Raw genomic sequence first — 17,545 nt, forward strand, 5'->3', positions numbered from 1 at the left:
TATCGTCGGATCGATTTCTCGCACGGTTTGAAGAATGACTCGCTGCTCAAAACTCAACCGCGAATACGCCCTCCCCCGCGCCCTCACGCCCCCGCCGCTCTCCATCAACGCCGTGTCCGGTACACGAGGACCCGTCATGCCCCCGCGGGAGCCATACACCAGTTCCATACCAGCCAGTCTGGCAAACCTGTTCACACTCGTGCGCGCCACCCCGACACGCTCAGCCACCCGCACCGCGGAAACACCCCGAGCAAGCAAATCAAGGCACAACGAAACCTTCCACCACGGAATCACAGCAGGCACGACACACACTCCAAAAAAACTCAGGTGTTGCACTAGCCCCTTGAAACCACCACCAGAATTCGCGTTTTAAGTGGCGACTCGCGGGCAGGTTCAACCCCTCACTGTGATGTTATGTCAACCTCTATTGCGCGAACTTATGTAAACTAGGCTGTGCCCGCTGGCGGTTTCTACCGGTCTCGCGGGTTTTTCGTTGGTGCCATTTTTGGCTGAGAGTCACTCGCACACGGCACCCGAGCGGCCCACACGCTGGCCGCGCATTGAACATGTAGTCGAGCGCCATGACCCGCGCATGAGGAGTAGCAACGCAATGTCGACAACACAAACGGGGGAGAGCGGCACCCCCGCAAACGCGCCGCAAACGAGGCTAGGGGATACTTCGAGTGCGTCTAGCGCCGGGACGCCCGGCTCAACCCGAGCACCCAAGCTGGACAAGCCGGCAAACCTGCCCTTGCAAAAGTGGGTGTTCTTCCCCGCGGCCGGGCTCATCACGCTCGGCGTCCTCTTGGCAGCGCTCTTCCCCACGCAAACCACCGATGTCCTGAACACCCTGCAAAGTACCGTCATTAATGGCATCGGCTGGTATTACGTGGCCATTATTGCGGTGTTCATTGTCTTTGCGCTGTGGATTGGCCTCAGCCGTTACGGCGACATCAAGCTCGGCAAAGACGATGATGAGCCTGAATTCTCGGTCATGTCTTGGTTCGCGCTGCTCTTTGCGGCGGGCATGGGCATCGGTCTGGTCTTCTGGGGCGCCGCCGAGCCGCTGAACCACTTCGCCTCGCCGCCGCCCGGCGTGGAAGGCGACCCGGTCCAAATCGCCCAGCGCGCCATGTCCCAAACGTTCCTGCACTGGGGCTTCCACGCCTGGGCCATTTACGCCGTGGTCGGTGTCGCGATCGCGTATTCCGTCTTCCGCAAGGGCAACCCCATTTCGATCCGCTGGACCCTGGAACCGCTCTTTGGCAAAAAGCGCATTAAGGGCGGCTTCGGCAACCTCATCGACGTGGTGGCGCTCATTGGCACCACGTTTGGTGTGGCAACCTCGCTCGGCCTGGGCGTCATGCAAATCTCGGCCGGATTGCAATCCACCGGGGCCCTGGAAATCGCGCCGGAAACCGAAAACTTGGTCCGCACTGGGCTCATCCTGGGCATCATGACGCTGACCCTTGCCTCGGTCGTTTCCGGTGTCGGCAAGGGCATGAAGTGGCTCTCTAACATCAACCTGATTTTGGCTGGTGTCCTGCTGCTCGCGGTTCTCTTCCTCGGCCCAACCCTGTTCCTGCTGCGCGAATTTGTGCAGTCGATCGGTAATTACCTGCAAAACGTGATCGGCCTGACCTTCAACACCTTCGCGTTTCGCGGAGCTGAAGGCGAAGCCTGGCAAGCCGCTTGGACCACGTTCTACTGGGGCTGGTGGATCTCCTGGGCGCCCTTCGTCGGGATCTTCATTGCCCGTATTTCCAAGGGCCGCAGCGTGCGCGAATTCGTGGCCGCGGTATTGGTGGTACCCAGCCTCGTCGGGTTCCTGTGGTTCTCTGTCATGGGCGGCACCGCGCTCTACCGCGAACTGTTCGGACAAGGGGGCCTGATCGATGAGGAAGGCGCGGTGGACACCAACACCGCACTGTTCACGATGCTCGGCGACCTCCCCGGCGGACTGTTGCTCTCCATCGGAGCGATGATCTTGGTGACGATCTTCTTCATCACCTCCGCCGACTCCGGTGCGCTTGTCATGGGTATGCTCTCCACCGGTGGCGACCCGGAGCCGCGCAATTGGCTTCGCGTTTTCTGGGTGCTCGCCACCGCCGCCATCGCCATTGTGCTCATGGTGACCGGAGGTTTGACAGCCATTCAGACGGCCGCCATTTTGACGGCGCTTCCGTTCTCCATAGTCATCATCATGATGTGCTTTGCGACCGCCAAGGCGTTCCACGAGGAACACAAGTTGCTCTTGCGCGCACAGCGCCGGGTAGCGCGCGAGGAAGCCCGGGCGCACATTGCCCAGGTGGTGCAAACCCAGGTGGAAAGCCACGTGCAAGACTCCATGGCCGAAGCCGTACAAGAGTCAGTGCAAGAGCACTACGCGGAGAATATGGCCGATCAGGTCGCCGAGGAAATCGAAGCGCAACTCAAGGATCACTTGCGTTCGGAAGCTCCCGGCAAGTCATAACGCACGGCCGCACCGGCTGGTGACACCGGTGATTGACCGATCAGGCCGCGCGCTCGCAGCTCCTTGGCCAACAGGGGCGCCGCGAGCGCGTGGCCTTCGGCGTTCAGGTGCACCTTATCCGCAAGGTAGGCGCCCAATCCGTACTGTGTCAGCCACCCGCCCACGTCGATGAACTCCACACCCATGGATGCGGCAAGGCGACCCAAAAGCTGGTCCACCTCCAGGCGCCGCCCGCCACCGTCCAGATAGCTTCGCGACAGCGTACCAATCATCACCATGGGCGAGGTCGGGTAGCTCTTGCGCAATTCGACAACGAGTGCCCGCGCATTGTCGGCAATTTCCGCATCGCTAGCGCCGAGCCTGGCGTCATTGCCGCCGCCTTCGATAACCACCAATGCCGGCCGGCCAAAGGGCAGCACGTAGTCGCCGCCGCGAATACCGTCCAGAAAATTAGGGCCATTCGCTTTCCAATGCGCCACAAAACCGATCCCGCCCTTACCGCGAAATATGGGTGTGAGTCCGGCTTGGCGCAGCCCCTGCAACGGCCAGGTCTGGGCGCTGGGCACCCCGCGCGCACCGGCGGCTTGCGAATCGCCAATGATCACGGCGCTCGAGGATAGATCCGCGCTCGCCGTCTCGATACGTCCCGACTCCGGATTAATGACGCGGGTGCCCGGGATCAGGCTCACGCCTTGGGCCAGGTTGCCGCCACCCAGATGCACGGCTTTTGGCTGCGTGCTCGGCAGGAACGTCAGGCCCACCAATACCAGTACGACGGCGATGCTCGCCACCGCCGCGCGCGTCACCGCATCTTTCGCGCGGGTGGGAAGGGGTGCTCGGCGCTCGCCTTGGCGGGCAGACCTCGCGCACGTGTTTTGTCTGATGCGCATGGCGACCGCCCCCTTTTTTGCCTCAACCGGTGGTCTGCGTGAGTTGATCATATGTTAGTTCCCCCACGTTTTTGATCAGCCTCAGGTATCAATCTAGGTGTCAATTGGGGAGCAGTTGCCTGCACCCACTAGAATGATTCACGGTGCCGTGTGCGCCCACGCTTCTGCCGCTAACGGCAATCCCCTTTTTGAAGAATTGAGTCTGTGAAGCATGTCTGAACTCACTGGTTCCGCCTCCCGCAATGATTTGCGCAACGTCGCGATTGTGGCGCACGTTGACCACGGTAAGACCACCCTGGTGGATGCCATGCTCCGCCAAACGAACTCCTTTGCCGCCCACGGCGAGGTCGAAGATCGCGTGATGGATTCCGGTGACCTGGAAAAGGAGAAGGGCATCACCATCCTGGCAAAGAACACCACTGTGTTCTATGACGGGCCCGCCGCAAACGGTGAACGCATCACCATCAATGTGATCGATACCCCCGGCCACGCCGACTTTGGCGGCGAAGTGGAACGCGGACTGTCAATGGTGGACGGTGTGGTGCTGCTCGTAGACGCCTCCGAAGGCCCGTTGCCGCAAACCCGTTTTGTGCTGCGCAAGGCGCTCGCCGCCAAGTTGCCGGTGATCCTGGTTGTCAACAAGACCGACCGCCCGGACGCGCGTATTGACGAGGTCGTCTCGGAAACCATGGACCTGCTCCTGGGACTCGCGTCTGACTTGGCAGACGAGGTCCCCGACCTCGACCTCGACGCAGTACTGGAAGTTCCCGTGGTGTATGCCGCCGCCCGCGCCGGTGCCGCCTCGCTGGATCAACCTGCCGATGGCAGCATTCCGGACAATGACAACCTGGAACCGCTTTTCCAGACCATCATCGAACACATCCCGGCCCCGACCTATGACCCCGAGGGCGTCTTGCAGGCACACGTCACCAACTTGGACGCTTCGCCGTTCCTGGGGCGTCTTGCGCTGCTGCGCATTTACAACGGCACCTTGAAGAAGGGGCAACAGGTCGCGTGGGCCCGTCAAAACGGCGAAGTCAAGACCGTGAAGATCACCGAACTTCTCGCCACGAAAGCGCTGGAGCGTGTGCCAGCCGAGCAAGCCGGACCGGGCGAGATCGTCGCCGTTGCCGGTATTGAAGACATCACGATCGGCGAAACCCTGACCGACGTCAATGATCCGCGTCCGTTGCCGCAAATCACCGTGGATGACCCGGCGATTTCCATGACGGTGGGCATTAACACGTCTCCTTTGGCGGGCAAGGTCAAGGGCGCGAAGGTCACTGCGCGCCAAGTCAAGGACCGCCTGGACAAGGAACTGATCGGTAACGTGTCGATTCGCGTGCTCCCGACCGAGCGACCGGACGCCTGGGAAGTGCAGGGCCGCGGCGAATTGGCGCTCGCGATCCTGGTGGAGCAAATGCGCCGTGAAGGCTTTGAGCTGACCGTGGGTAAGCCGCAGGTGGTGACCAAGACCATTGACGGCAAGATCCACGAACCGATGGAACACATGACCATCGACGTTCCCGAAGAATACTTGGGTGCCGTCACCCAGTTGCTGGCCGCGCGCAAGGGCCGCATGTCCAATATGTCCAACCACGGCACCGGTTGGGTGCGCATGGAGTTTGTGGTTCCGGCACGCGGATTGATCGGCTTCCGCACTAAGTTCTTGACCGACACGCGCGGTGCTGGCATCGCCTCGTCAATCTCGGAGGGCTACGAGCCGTGGACCGGCGACATCGAGTACCGCACCAACGGTTCGCTCATTGCCGACCGCGCCGGCGTCGCAACCCCGTTCGCGATGATCAACCTCCAAGAGCGCGGAACGTTCTTTGTCCAGCCCACCTCCGAGGTGTATGAAGGCATGATCGTGGGCGAGAATTCGCGCGCGGATGACATGGACGTGAACATCACCAAGGAGAAGAAGCTCACCAATATGCGCTCCTCCACGGCGGACTCCTTTGAAGGTCTCACCCCGCCGCGCACCTTGACCCTGGAAGAGTCGCTGGAGTTTGCTCGCGAAGACGAGTGCGTCGAGATTACGCCGGAGGCCATCCGCATCCGCAAGGTGATCTTGGATCAGAACGAACGCATGAAGGCGGCGCGCGCACGGGCCCGCGCCTAAACTCGCGGCGAAGACGCGTAATCTAGAGCGATGAGCAGAGCGCAACCCGGAGCAGAGAACGCTGTCCCTGGAGCTGAACCGACGGGGGAGGCAAGAATTACCTCAGGCAATCCTGTCGGTGCCGGGACGCCACCAGGTGAGAAGCCCTATGTGGCGCAAGGCAACTATTATTGGGCGCCGAATGGGTTGAGCGTTCCCGAACCGGAACAGCAGGGTGTTGCCACCCCGCTCAATGCACTCCTCCGGGCGCTGGTCGCCGGGATCGTTATTGCGGCGCTCGGTACTGTTCTTCATGCCAATGTGGTGTGGCTCAACGAATCGACGTGGTTCCCGGTGGGAATTTTCGGCTCCTTCGCCCTGGCGGTCTGCCTGTGCGTGCTTGTCGGTGCCTCGAGCGGGCGCCCGATCTTCGCCGTGATTACCGGGCTGATTGCCTATATCGGTGTGGGGCTCATGATGTTCGGTGTCCCCAAACAAGGGCTGATCGCCACTAACACGGCCATTCCGGTCCCCAGCACCGCCATGGGCTGGGTGTGGGTCATTTCGCTCGCTGTCGCGATAGCTGTCGGCTACTGGTTGAGTATGCGCGCCCTGCGAAAACCGCAGCGCTAACCTGCGGTATTATCCAGGTGGTGGGCTAGGAAGAGCGAGGTGGGAGTCCCGTCCGGGTCCGGTTCCCGCCGTGCGTAATCGTTGAGAACGTCTCGCAGCCGTCCCATCATTTCGGTGCGGTTGGCGTCATTGAGTTTCACGCCCATGCGCCACACATCCAGTTCTTCGGGGGTAAGCCCATCGATTTCCTGGAGAAACGTTTCAATCATTACCGGTGCGCCATTAGGCATATTGACGCCCCAGGAGAGTCCCGTTGCCTTATACGGGATTTCCTTGGCGCCGCGGTTCCCGGTACGCACATCTTGCGCCTCAAGGAAACCGGTGGCTAAAAGAGTGCGGACGTGATGCAAAGCAGTGGCCGGATTGAGATCGAGTTTTTGCGCAATTTCCTTATTGGTGTGAGCCTCATGCAAGCAGAGCCTCAAAATGCGCATGCGAACCGGGGAGCTAAGCGCCCGCCCTCGAGCTTGTGCAATGTCATCGGTACTCATGCTTCGAGTATAGGCGCAAATACCCCTGTGATTGAAATAGTCCAACCAGTTTTGCGAAAAAATGCCAATCAGTCAGGCGCGTACTTTCCGGGGATCTGGCGGCTCTGGCACCACTTTCGCCAATCGCACTGTGTCCAATTCGACACTGCGCTCACCCTTTCGGGTCAGCAACGTCACGGTGGTCGATGTGCGCCGTTGAATGTACCCGATGACGTCCGTCATTCCGGACTCAATGGCGTATCGGATGACTACTCTCGTGCCCAGCGGAAGCTCGGTGAGAAGTGCTACAAAACGTTGCGCGCCCATACCCCCAAGTATGCACACCGCCGGTTACTGGGCGATAATGAAACGGTGCCCAATTGGCGCAGACTCAGAAAGGTTCAGCTCGTTGACTTATGTGATTGCGCAACCTTGCGTGGATGTAAAGGACAAAGCGTGCATCGAAGAATGCCCGGTCGATTGCATTTATGAAGGCGAACGCACGCTCTATATCCAACCTGACGAATGTGTCGACTGCGGCGCCTGCGAACCCGTCTGTCCGGTCGAGGCCATCTATTACGAAGATGACGTCCCAGAAGAATGGGAAGAGTACTACAAGGTCAACGTCGAATTCTTTGACGAAGTAGGGTCGCCCGGCGGCGCCGCAAAGCTCGGAAACACCGGGCTGGACCACCCCTTCATCAAGGCGCTTCCGCCGCAGAATCAGGATCATGCCTAAGTTTGGACTCGATCTTCCGGATTACCCGTGGGAGTCGCTTGCGCCCTATCGAGAGATCGCTGCCACGCACCCGCAGGGCGTCATCGATCTCTCCATCGGCACGCCCATTGACCCCACACCGGAGGTTATCCAGGACGCCTTACGCCACGCGAGCGACGCACCGGGATATCCCACCACCCACGGAAGTCGAGAACTTCGCGAGGCCATCGCCCAGTGGTTCTCGCGCCGCCGCCAGTCGCCTGAGGTGAACCCGGACGGAGTCCTGCCGACCGTCGGTTCCAAAGAAGCCGTTGCCTGGCTCCCCGCCCTTTTGGGGTTGGGCAACGGCGATATTGTGGTCTACCCGCGCGTCGCGTACCCCACCTATGACATGGGTGCCCGGCTCGCCGGCGCCGAGGGTATCGCGGCGGATTCGCTGGAGGAACTCTCCGCCGAGCAACGCGGCCGCGTCAAACTCGTGTGGATCAATTCACCGGGGAACCCCACCGGAAACGTCCTGGATAAAGACGCATTGGCGAAGATCGTCGAGCAGACTCGCCAGGTCGGTGCCGTCCTGGCCTCGGACGAGTGCTACGCCGAATTGGGGTGGGGCAGGTGGGACGTGCAGCTGGGCGGTGAGCCGGTCCCCAGCCTCTTGAACCCGGAGGTCAACGGCGGTTCGCTAGACGGCTTGATCGCCCTCTATTCGCTGTCCAAGCAGTCCAACCTGGCAGGCTACCGGGCCGCGTTTATGGCAGGAGATCCCTCCCTCATCGAACCGGTGCTGACCGCCCGCAAGCACGCCGGAATGATCGTTCCTGCTCCCGTGCAGAACGCTATGATTGCTGCCCTGGGCGATGAAGCCCACGTGGTGGAGCAAAAGGGACGGTACCGGGCGCGCCGCGAAGTGCTCCGCCCCGCGCTCACCGCACTGGGTCTCACCATCGAGGAATCGCACGCGGGACTTTACTTATGGGGATCGTTCACCGGCGGCGACGCCGAACCCACTGCGCAAGACACCTGGGACGCCGTCGAACGCTTTGCCCGCATGGGGATTGTGGTGGGCCCGGGAGTCTTTTACGGCAAGGATGGCGACGGCTTCGTGCGGGTGGCCCTGACCGCCTCGGATGAGGATATCGAGGCCGCCGCTGCGCGCATGCACCTGGCGGAGGACACCCGCTCGTGAAAGCGCAGTGCACACCACAGAATTAGGGCATCTCGCTACTAGCCGGTAGCGTTTAAATCGATGTGTCTCACGGTAGAGATTGAGGATATTCATGGCTGAAACCCCTGAAGCGACGTTGAACTATGGCTCCGAGAGCCTCCCCTTGCCACTGGTGCAAGCTCAGGAGGGCAACAACGGCTATGACGTGTCCAAATTGTTGAAGGACACCGGGAACGTCACCTATGACCCGGGCTTCATGAACACGGCCGCAACCAAGTCCGCGATCACCTACATTGATGGTGACGAGGGCATCTTGCGCTACCGCGGCTACCCCATTGAGCAGCTGGCGCAAAAATCAAGTTTTGTGGAAGTCTCATACCTGCTCATTTACGGTGAGCTCCCCACCCCCGAGCAGCTTTCCGCTTTTGACCAGCGCATCCGCCGCCACACCCTGCTCCATGAGGAACTCAAGGGCTTCTTTGGCGGATTCCCGCGCGACGCTCACCCCATGCCGGTCCTCTCCTCCGCGGTTTCGGCGCTGTCCACCTTCTATCAGGATTCCCTGGACCCGTTCGATCACGAACAGGTTGAGGTGTCGACCTACCGGTTGATGGCCAAGGTGCCGGTCATCGCGGCCTACGCACACAAGAAATCCATCGGGCAGGCGCTGCTGTACCCGGACAATTCGCTGAACCTGGTGGAAAACTTCCTGCGCCTGTGCTTCGGCAACCCGGCCGAGCCGTTTGAGCTGGACGAGGATATGGTCCGAGCCCTGGATCTGTTGCTCATCCTGCACGCCGATCACGAGCAGAATTGCTCCACCTCCACGGTGCGCTTGGTCGGTAGCGCGGACGCGAACCTCTTCGCGTCCATTTCCGCGGGCATCAACGCACTGTTTGGTCCCGCACACGGCGGCGCCAACGAGGCCGTTCTGAAAATGCTGCGCCAAATCCGCGACTCCGGCGAACCGGTCGAGAAGTTCGTGGAGCGGGTGCGCAACAAGGAAGAGGGCGTCAAGCTCATGGGCTTTGGGCACCGCGTGTACAAGAACTACGACCCGCGCGCCAAAATCGTCAAGGCCACCGCAGATCAGATCCTTTCCAAGGTTTCCGGGGGCGACGAGCTCCTGGACATTGCGGTCAAGCTCGAGGAGATCGCGCTCGCCGACTCCTACTTCGCGGACCGGAAGCTCTACCCGAACGTCGACTTCTACACCGGCCTCATCTACAAGGCGATGGGCTTCCCGGAGAAGATGTTCACGGTGCTGTTCGCAATTGGTCGACTGCCCGGCTGGATTGCGCAGTGGCGCGAAATGATCGAGGACCCGGCCAAAAAGATCGGCCGCCCGCGCCAGATTTACACCGGCAGCCTAGAGCGCAACTACCCCCCCGCCTAAAATCGACTGTGCAGAACACGCACGCGACACGCCGTAAAAGTGTGCAATATCTGCACAGTCGATATCGAGTGTGCGCGTGAGACAGGCGCATGGTCGCCATTAACCCGCGGCGAACTTTCACAGCAGAGAAGAACGACGGCGATGCGCGCCCAGGTGCCTTAAGGCACCGGGGTGGGTATCGCCGTCGTACATCTTGTGGTGACCGCCGATTAAGGTCACGGGCCGGCAACCTTTGCCTATAACCCGCTAGGTAACCTCCCCAAACCCGAGGTCGCCGCGATACACTCCAATCACCAATTCCCGGTGTCAAGGAGGATCGCTGTGCCCGAATTTAATCTCGCGTCGTTGTTGGAAAGCAGTGCTGAACGGTTCCCGGAGCGAACGGCGATTGTGCTCGGCGAGACACGGCTGAGTTATGCGCAGTTGAACGCGAGCGCAAATCAGGTGGCGAATCTGCTTGTTTCGCGCGGTATTGGCGTGGGGGACAAGGTTGCGCTCATGATCCCCAATCTTCCCTATTTCACCAGCATTTATTACGGGATTCTCAAGGCTGGGGCGGTGGCGGTGCCGCTGAATGTCTTGCTGAAGGAGCGCGAGATTGCATATCACCTTGAGGATTCCGATGCCGTGGCGCTGTTTGCGTTCGAGGGAAGCGATGAACTGCCTATTGGCCGCGAGGCGCACGCGGCCGTGCAACAGGTTGGCACTGTGCGAGAGTTTTTCCTCGTGAACGCGAACCCGGGTGCGTCCGGCTCCGAGAAGGGCGTCGAGACGTTCGCGGCGGCGGTGTCAGGGCAGGCGCCGACCTTCGATTCGGTACCAACCGATGAGGATGATACCGCGGTTATTCTCTACACTTCGGGGACCACCGGGCGGCCCAAGGGCGCCGAACTTCGGCACCGGAACATGCGCGATAACGCGCTGGTGACTCAGGAACTCTTCGGGGCAGATCCGGAGAATCCGGACACGTTTTTAGCGGTGTTGCCGCTCTTTCACACGTTTGGGCAGACGGTCATTCAAAATGCGGCGCTCGCCTTTGGCGGGACGATCGTCATGCTGCCGAGGTTCGACGCGGCGGCCGCCATCGCGGCAATGCTCAAGGAGAAGGTGAGCTTCTTCGCCGGGGTGCCCACCATGTATTGGGGATTCTTGGGTGCGCTGGATGAGACCGTGGACGTTGGTACGTTGGCCGCGAATCTGCGGATGGCGGTTGCCGGCGGGTCGGCGTTGCCGGTGGAGATCCACCGCAAATTTGAGGACAAGTTCGGGGTGGTCATTGCCGAGGGGTATGGGCTGTCCGAGACGTCGCCGGTGGCCGCGTTCAAGCCTTTCGGCGCGCCGGCGCGGCCCGGCTCCATCGGTACCGAAATACCCGGGGTGCAGCTGAAGCTGATTGATCCGTCCTCGTGGGAGGAGATTGATTGGACGCCGGATGCCATTGGTGAAATTGCCGTGAAGGGGCACAACGTGTTTACCGGGTATTACAACCGGCCCGAGGCCACCAGCGAGGCGCTCAGCGAGGACGGCTGGTTCCGGACCGGGGACCTCGCTCGCCGCGATGCGGACGGCTGGTATTACATTGTGGATCGCTCCAAGGACATGATCATTCGCAACGGCTTCAACGTGTACCCGCGCGAAATCGAAGAAGTGCTCATGACCCATCCCGACGTGTCCCTGGCCGCGGTGATCGGAGTGCCGCACGAAGAGCATGGCGAGGAAATCAAGGCGGTGGTGGTGCTCGCGCCGGATGCTAGCGCTACGGGTGAGGACCTCGTGGAGTGGAGCAAAGCAAACATGGCCAACTACAAGTATCCGCGACTGGTGGAGGTGGTGTCCGCGCTGCCAATGACGGCAACCGGTAAGATTCTCAAGCGTGAGCTCAGTTGATCAAGCGGTCCTGCTAGAAGCGGACGCTTGGGTGCGCAGCCTGCCCGGCCTGTGGCGATTCTCGCGTGCCGTGGCGCACGGTGACGGTACGGTCTTCCAAGCGATCGGCGAGGCGAGGTTCGAGCCGTGGTCCCGCGAGGGGTCTGCTGCGGGCGCGACGCCGGGGGCTCGCGTGGGGATTTCCACGCCGCTTCGATGGCGCGAAAAGGGCGAGCTACGCCAGCGCGACGGCGAACATGCTTCGAGCTTTGAGCGCGAATTGCGCCTGGTGCCGCGCGGGGACAGCTGGTGGGTGCAATTTGCCGACGGCCGCGACTTCCACCCGGTACAAGACGGCGCATTCCTGCACGAGTGCGGACGCGACACGTACTCAGGCAACCTGGAGTTGCGCGCGGACGGATCATTTCAGCTGACCTGGACGGTGCGCGGCCCGAAGAAAAGCTACTGGATGGTCACCGAGTATCGGCGCGGCGATTAGCTGGTGTCCCTAATTGGCCTGCTTGAGCATGGTGACGAGGTTCTTGGACCCGTTGACCGCAACGGCACCGGCCTCGAGTACCCGTTTTTTCAGAAGAACATCGGACGTAAAAACACTGACCAAGGCCCTCTCGCCGGCCAATCGCGCCACGTGATCCACAATCGCGCCGTCGCCGTCTCGAGGCGCATCCACCACCTGCACACGACCGGAACTCTTCACGCCCTTCGCTTGCCCCTCCACAACCAGTAACCACTCTGGGAATGCCTCGCTTGGCCGCGGCGCGCCCTCGGAACTCGGCACGTCAAAGTCATGGAACAGGCTCGCGCTGACCGCCGGATTCGTCTTTGCAAAACGCTCAATGTTATCCCGCATCCGGGTGGCCGCTCCGCGACGGTCCTTCCACCATCCGTCCGGTGTGCTACCCATGACGTTGGCGACATCCACGACCAGCACCGGTTTACGGCCCAAGAGCGGCGCGAGAACTGGCCACGCGGCGGCGAACGCCGGGTGCAAATCTCGCTTTTCCACCTGATCCACCGGAACCCAGGCGACATCTTGGCTCTCACTGTCGGTGACTTTCGGCTCAAACGCCGCGACCACGTCCGCAATGACGGTGGTGTAGGTCCACACCCCGCGATCCAACACGAAACTGTATTGTGCCTTCAGCGCGCCGTCGGGGATCCCGGCTTCCTCCTGAGACTCCCGGAACGCGCCCTCGATCGCACACTCGTCGCGGTGCCGCGCACCCCCGGGGATACCCCACGTATCTCCGTGATGGCTGAAACTCGCCCGATGCTGCAGTAACACTGAGCCGGTGGCCGCATCAAAAGCGAGCACCCCGGCTGCGCCGAACTTCCCCCAGTGCTTGTTGCCTTCGCCGTCTTCGACCCATTCGTCGCCCGATTGTCCGCTCATGCTCCCAGCCTAGCCGTGACCTGCGGCAAAATTGAGGGGCGTTTCGACATTTTAGGGCGGTATAGAACCCTAAAATGTCGAAACGCCCCTCAAAAGATGAAGAACGACGGCGTGTCCCCGACTTAGGCGCTTTGGTAACCATTCGGGTTGTTCTTTTGCCAACGCCAGTGATCCTGCACCATGGCGTCCAGGTCAAGTTTGGCGGACCAGCCCAAATCGGCAAGTGCGGCGGACGGGTCGGCGTAGCTGACCGCGGCGTCGCCCGGGCGACGGTCGGTGAGCTCATAGGGGACGGGTTTGCCTGCCGCCCGGCCAAACGCCTCGATGACTTCTAACACGCTGGAGCCGCGGCCGGTGCCGAGGTTCCACCGGTACACGCCGGTGTGGTCGCGCAAATAGTTCAGGGCCGCAACGTGGCCTTCGGCAAGGTCCATGACGTGAATATAGTCGCGGATACCGGTGCCGTCAGGGGTGGGGTAGTCGCTCCCGAAAACCATGACCTTCTCGCGCCGACCCACGGCAACCTGCGCCACAAACGGCATGAGGTTGTTGGGGATGCCCGTCGGATCTTCGCCAATACGGCCCGAAGGGTGCGCACCCACCGGGTTAAAATAGCGCAGCAACGCCACACGCCATTCGGGATCGGAATGGGCAAGGTCGGTGAGGATGTCTTCGATCTGTTCCTTGGTGCGCCCGTACGGGTTGGTGGCGTCCAGGGGCATTTTCTCCACCAGCGGCACCTCTTCAGAGGCACCGTAAACGGTTGCCGATGAGGAGAACACGATGGTCTTGACCCCGTTCGCGTCCATCACACGCAACAGGTTGAGCGTGCCCGCAACGTTATTGTGGTAATACTCCAGCGGCTTCTCCACGGACTCGCCGACGGCCTTAAACCCGGCAAAGTGAATGACCGCCTCGGGGGCTGTTGCCTCAAAGAGCGCGGTGAGCCCGTCCACATCCAGCAGGTCCGTATTGTGGAATTCGACGCTTTTCCCGGTCAGTTCCTCCACCCGGCGCAAGGACTCTTCGCTCGAGTTGGACAGGTTGTCCATTACCACCACCTCGTGTCCAGCCTCTAAGAGCGCTAGTACGGTGTGCGAGCCGATGAATCCACTACCGCCGGTCACCAAAATTTTCACGGAGCCTACTTTCTCTGCTGCAACTAACTCGTCTCTTGTGAATTCTATGGCACCGAGCGGTAGAGTCCGCGTGCCGTGCCGTGCCGTGCCGTGCCGTGCCGTGCCGGTCCGCCCGGCCAGAGAACATCCCTGCGAAGCGGCGGCGCAATTAGTTCGGCGAGCCGCTAGGTCCGGCTACGGTAATGAGCACCTGGCCATCGGTCGATTCGCGGTTCTGCCAGCCACCCGCGGTGCGGTCCCATTCCAGGCCGCCAAAATTGACCCGTTCAATCTGAAACATTTCCGCATTGGCGACGGCCCAGTGCGCCACCGCCCACGCCGCCGATCCCGTAGCCGCGATCGAGAGCGTGGAGCCGGCCTGGCTAGCGGGCAATGGCCCAAACGCGGTGGCCGCGGCCGTCGCCAGCGCGTTGAGATCCCCCGGGGCCGTGGTTGGAGGCAACAGACAGTTCAGAGTGCCCTCAGATTGTCCGGTCAGCGAGGACGCAAACGCGCGCGCCGCCAACTCCCTGCGGGCATAGGCCTCGGGAAACGCGGAGTTTTGGACGGCTTGCGCGGCTTCGGTGAGCGGGATGTTCTGATAGTCGGGAACCCGCAGCAAACGGTCGTAGAAGATGTTGGTGGCATAAACCGGGTCCATGACCTGCGCTTCGGTTCCCCATCCTTGTGACGGGCGTTGCTGATACAGGCCGCGAGAATCCGGACCGGCTTGATCGCCATAGTCCAGGTTTCGCAGGCTGGATTCCTGCATCGCGGTGGCAATGGCAATCGAGGCGGCGCGCGGCGGCAGGCCGCGTTGCACCGAAATTCCGGCAATGAGCGCGGCAAAGGACGCTTGAGACGGGTTGAGGCTGTACGTCGCATCGCCCACCTGCGCCTCGCAGACAGCAACCCGCACCGGTGGCGTCTCCTCCCGGGAATTGACGGCCAGAATCCCGCCAATAATCACGCCGGAGGCCACCAGTACCACGAGCGCCACAAAGACCGCGATACGCGTCGCCGCGGATGCCTTCCTAGCCACTCGCGGATACCAGAAACGGTGCTAGTAGCCCGGCCGCGCCGCTCACACGTGCGCTCATAGGCACGCCAGCAATGGCGCCACAGCCAACCGCACTAATTCTTGTGAAGCGCACTATTGAGCTCAATACCGCCGCCGGAACGCGGCAGGGCTTCCACCGCACCGGTCGTTGAATTGCGTCGGAACAACAAGTTCGGCACACCGGCAAGTTCGCGCGCCTTGACCACCCGTGCGGCGCCTTCGCCGTCAACCAGATTCACGCGCGTTCCGGCCGTCACATAGAGCCCCGCTTCCACCACCGAATCATCGCCAATCGGAATCATGACCCCAGAATTCGCCCCCAGCAGCACCCGCTCGCCAAGCGAAATCTTAATGCTGTTTCCGCCCGAAAGCGTCCCCATAATCGAGGCTCCGCCACCGACGTCGCTTCCCTCACCGACAATCACACCGGCCGACACCCGGCCCTCAATCATGGAGTGTCCCAGAGTCCCGGCATTGAAGTTCACAAACCCCTCGTGCATCACGGTTGTCCCTTCGGCGAGGTGGGCCCCCAACCGCACCCGGTCCGCGTCGGCAATCCGCACGCCGGTCGGCATCACGTAATCCAGCATCCGCGGAAACTTGTCGACCCCATATACGGTCACCGGCCCGCGCGCACGCAACCGCAGGCGCATCGCTTCGAAGCCGTCCACCTCGCACGGCCCAAAATTTGTCCACACATTATTGGGTAGTAACCCGAAAATGCCGTCCAGATTGACGGTGTTGGGCTGCACCAAACGGTGTGAGAGCAGGTGCAGACGCAGGTAAGCATCCGGGGTGGACTTCGGCGGCGCATCCACATCGATCACCTCGGAGACGACCTCCATATGCACCCCGCGCGCATCATCGGTGCCGGCGGCGGCCGCGGCATCTAAGTCTGCACGCAACGATTCATCGATCACAGCATCAAGGCTCGGGTTCGGGAACCAGGTGTCCAAAATGGCACCGGACGCGCTCACGGTGGCAAGGCCCAAACCAGATGCCGGGCGCGCGGGAACGGCGGAAGAATCGGTAGAAGTCATAGCCAACATCCTACCGAGGCGCGGCCGTGTTCTACGCCCCGGCCCTCCACCCGCGGGGCGATATTGCGTAGTGTTGAGGGGTGACTTCTCTCAACCTCACCCAAGACGTAGCCGACCTCACTGCCGAGCTCATCGACATCATGAGCGTCTCCGGCCACGAGGGTCCGATTGCCGATGCCGTCGAAGCGTCCCTTAGGGCCTTGGGACACCTCAGTGTTCACCGGGAGGGTGACGCGATTGTCGCGCGCACCGACCTCGGGCGCGCGGAACGGGTGATCCTGGCCGGCCATCTTGATACCGTCCCGCTTCCCACGGCGCCGGGTTCGCGAGGCACCGTCCCATCCACCTGGGAGAAGAACGACGGCGATGACTCACCTCAAGCGCGCACGCTTTACGGGCGCGGGGCTACAGATATGAAGGGCGGAGTTGCCGTTCAACTCGCCCTGGCCGCCCTACTCACCGAGCCGACCCGAGACATCACCTACGTGTTCTACGATCACGAGGAAGTGGCCGCTGACCTGAGCGGTCTCAAGCGGCTCGTCGATCGCGTCCCAGAGCTGTTGAGCGGAGACTTTGCGATCTTGCTGGAACCGACCAATGGGAACGTCGAGGGCGGGTGCAACGGAACCATCCGCTTTGAGGTGCGGGCCAGCGGCAAGGCAGCGCATTCGGCGCGGGCGTGGATGGGGGAGAACGCCATCCATAAACTCGGCCCCGTGTTGGTGGCGCTCGCCGCCCATGAACCCCAGACGCTCACCGTGGATCGCCTGGACTACCGTGAGAGTCTCAACGGCGTGATCGTCACCGGTGGCAGCGCGGGCAATGTGATCCCGGATCGAGCAGTGCTGGAGATCAATTACCGTTTCGCCCCGAGCCGTACTCCTGACGATGCGGAAGACTACGTCCGAAAGGTCTTGGGGGAGTCTCTGAACGGCGTGGAATTTGTCCGCACCGACGCCGCGCCGGGAGCTCGGCCCGGGCTAGACCACCCTGCGGCGGCAAGCTTCGTTGAGGTGGTGGGAACCACCCCCATGCCAAAGTTCGGCTGGACGGACGTCGCCCGGTTTAGCGCGTTAGGAATTCCTGCGGTCAACTTCGGCCCAGGAGACTCACTGCTGGCCCATTCGGACAATGAACATGTGAGCGCCCAAGCAATCCACGACTGCTTGGGCGCCCTTAAAGCCTGGTTGAGCTAGTA

Annotated in this window: 16 protein-coding genes; 9 read left to right on the forward strand and 7 right to left on the reverse strand. The window is 61.6% G+C overall.

The window, feature by feature from the left end:
* Positions 1-610: 610 nt before the first annotated feature.
* Entirely contained in the window at positions 611-2,473 is a 1,863-nt protein-coding gene (locus tag O148_RS15245; RefSeq protein WP_084157149.1) for a BCCT family transporter, read from the forward strand.
* Here the strand turns inward: O148_RS15245 and O148_RS15250 are convergent.
* On the reverse strand, positions 2,440-3,363 hold the full coding sequence (locus O148_RS15250; RefSeq protein ID WP_169737510.1) for an SGNH/GDSL hydrolase family protein: 924 nt from the start codon (positions 3,361-3,363) through the stop codon (positions 2,440-2,442). The two genes, O148_RS15245 and O148_RS15250, sit on opposite strands and share 34 nt — an antisense overlap.
* Before the next feature lie 211 nt (positions 3,364-3,574).
* Between O148_RS15250 and typA the strand changes: the two genes are divergently transcribed.
* On the forward strand, positions 3,575-5,488 hold the full coding sequence (gene typA / locus O148_RS0106520; RefSeq protein WP_026530268.1) for a translational GTPase TypA: 1,914 nt from the start codon (positions 3,575-3,577) through the stop codon (positions 5,486-5,488).
* 30 nt (positions 5,489-5,518) lie between these two features.
* Positions 5,519-6,100 (forward strand): hypothetical protein, encoded by a 582-nt coding sequence (locus tag O148_RS0106525; protein ID WP_157374546.1) that lies wholly within the window; start codon positions 5,519-5,521, stop codon positions 6,098-6,100.
* Here O148_RS0106525 and O148_RS0106530 read toward each other — a convergent pair.
* Both O148_RS0106530 and O148_RS0106535 read right to left on the reverse strand, forming a co-directional pair.
* Positions 6,097-6,591 carry an ArsR/SmtB family transcription factor gene (locus O148_RS0106530; RefSeq protein WP_026530270.1) on the reverse strand — a complete coding sequence of 165 codons (495 nt, stop codon included), beginning with the start codon at positions 6,589-6,591 and terminating at the stop codon, positions 6,097-6,099. The two genes, O148_RS0106525 and O148_RS0106530, sit on opposite strands and share 4 nt — an antisense overlap.
* A 72-nt stretch (positions 6,592-6,663) precedes the next feature.
* On the reverse strand, positions 6,664-6,897 hold the full coding sequence (locus tag O148_RS0106535; protein ID WP_026530271.1) for a putative acetyltransferase: 234 nt from the start codon (positions 6,895-6,897) through the stop codon (positions 6,664-6,666).
* Positions 6,898-6,979: 82 nt separating this feature from the next.
* Between O148_RS0106535 and fdxA the strand changes: the two genes are divergently transcribed.
* The 5 genes from fdxA to O148_RS17040 all read left to right on the forward strand — a co-directional run bounded on the left by fdxA (position 6,980) and on the right by O148_RS17040 (position 12,214).
* Positions 6,980-7,309, forward strand: a complete 330-nt coding sequence (fdxA, locus tag O148_RS0106540; protein WP_026530272.1) for a ferredoxin — start codon at positions 6,980-6,982, stop codon at positions 7,307-7,309.
* Complete coding sequence (gene dapC / locus O148_RS0106545) at positions 7,302-8,474, forward strand: succinyldiaminopimelate transaminase (RefSeq protein WP_026530273.1); 1,173 nt, start codon at positions 7,302-7,304, stop codon at positions 8,472-8,474. The genes fdxA and dapC overlap by 8 nt, the downstream gene beginning before the upstream one ends.
* A 91-nt stretch (positions 8,475-8,565) precedes the next feature.
* Entirely contained in the window at positions 8,566-9,849 is a 1,284-nt protein-coding gene (locus tag O148_RS0106550) for a citrate synthase (RefSeq protein WP_026530274.1), read from the forward strand.
* 321 nt (positions 9,850-10,170) lie between these two features.
* On the forward strand, positions 10,171-11,736 hold the full coding sequence (locus O148_RS0106555) for a long-chain-fatty-acid--CoA ligase (RefSeq protein ID WP_026530275.1): 1,566 nt from the start codon (positions 10,171-10,173) through the stop codon (positions 11,734-11,736).
* On the forward strand, positions 11,723-12,214 hold the full coding sequence (locus O148_RS17040) for a DUF6314 family protein (protein ID WP_051619937.1): 492 nt from the start codon (positions 11,723-11,725) through the stop codon (positions 12,212-12,214). The genes O148_RS0106555 and O148_RS17040 overlap by 14 nt, the downstream gene beginning before the upstream one ends.
* Before the next feature lie 9 nt (positions 12,215-12,223).
* On the opposite strand, the gene O148_RS0106565 is transcribed toward O148_RS17040, so the two are convergent.
* The 4 genes from O148_RS0106565 to dapD all read right to left on the reverse strand — a co-directional run bounded on the left by O148_RS0106565 (position 12,224) and on the right by dapD (position 16,347).
* Positions 12,224-13,129: an NUDIX domain-containing protein gene (locus O148_RS0106565; protein ID WP_026530276.1), complete on the reverse strand. Its 906-nt coding sequence runs from the start codon at positions 13,127-13,129 to the stop codon at positions 12,224-12,226.
* A 122-nt stretch (positions 13,130-13,251) separates the two neighbouring features.
* Positions 13,252-14,268 carry a UDP-glucose 4-epimerase GalE gene (gene galE, locus O148_RS0106570; RefSeq protein ID WP_026530277.1) on the reverse strand — a complete coding sequence of 339 codons (1,017 nt, stop codon included), beginning with the start codon at positions 14,266-14,268 and terminating at the stop codon, positions 13,252-13,254.
* 148 nt (positions 14,269-14,416) lie between these two features.
* Positions 14,417-15,289: a transglycosylase SLT domain-containing protein gene (locus O148_RS0106575; RefSeq protein ID WP_035745272.1), complete on the reverse strand. Its 873-nt coding sequence runs from the start codon at positions 15,287-15,289 to the stop codon at positions 14,417-14,419.
* Between the two features lie 92 nt (positions 15,290-15,381).
* Positions 15,382-16,347: a 2,3,4,5-tetrahydropyridine-2,6-dicarboxylate N-succinyltransferase gene (dapD, locus tag O148_RS0106580; protein ID WP_026530279.1), complete on the reverse strand. Its 966-nt coding sequence runs from the start codon at positions 16,345-16,347 to the stop codon at positions 15,382-15,384.
* Positions 16,348-16,427: 80 nt separating this feature from the next.
* Here dapD and dapE point away from each other — a divergent pair, with 80 nt between their 5' ends.
* Entirely contained in the window at positions 16,428-17,543 is a 1,116-nt protein-coding gene (gene dapE / locus O148_RS0106585; RefSeq protein ID WP_026530280.1) for a succinyl-diaminopimelate desuccinylase, read from the forward strand.
* The last annotated feature ends 2 nt before the right edge of the window (positions 17,544-17,545 follow it).

The sequence above is a fragment of the Haematomicrobium sanguinis DSM 21259 genome (assembly GCF_000688395.1).
Lineage (GTDB): Bacteria > Actinomycetota > Actinomycetes > Actinomycetales > Micrococcaceae > Haematomicrobium > Haematomicrobium sanguinis.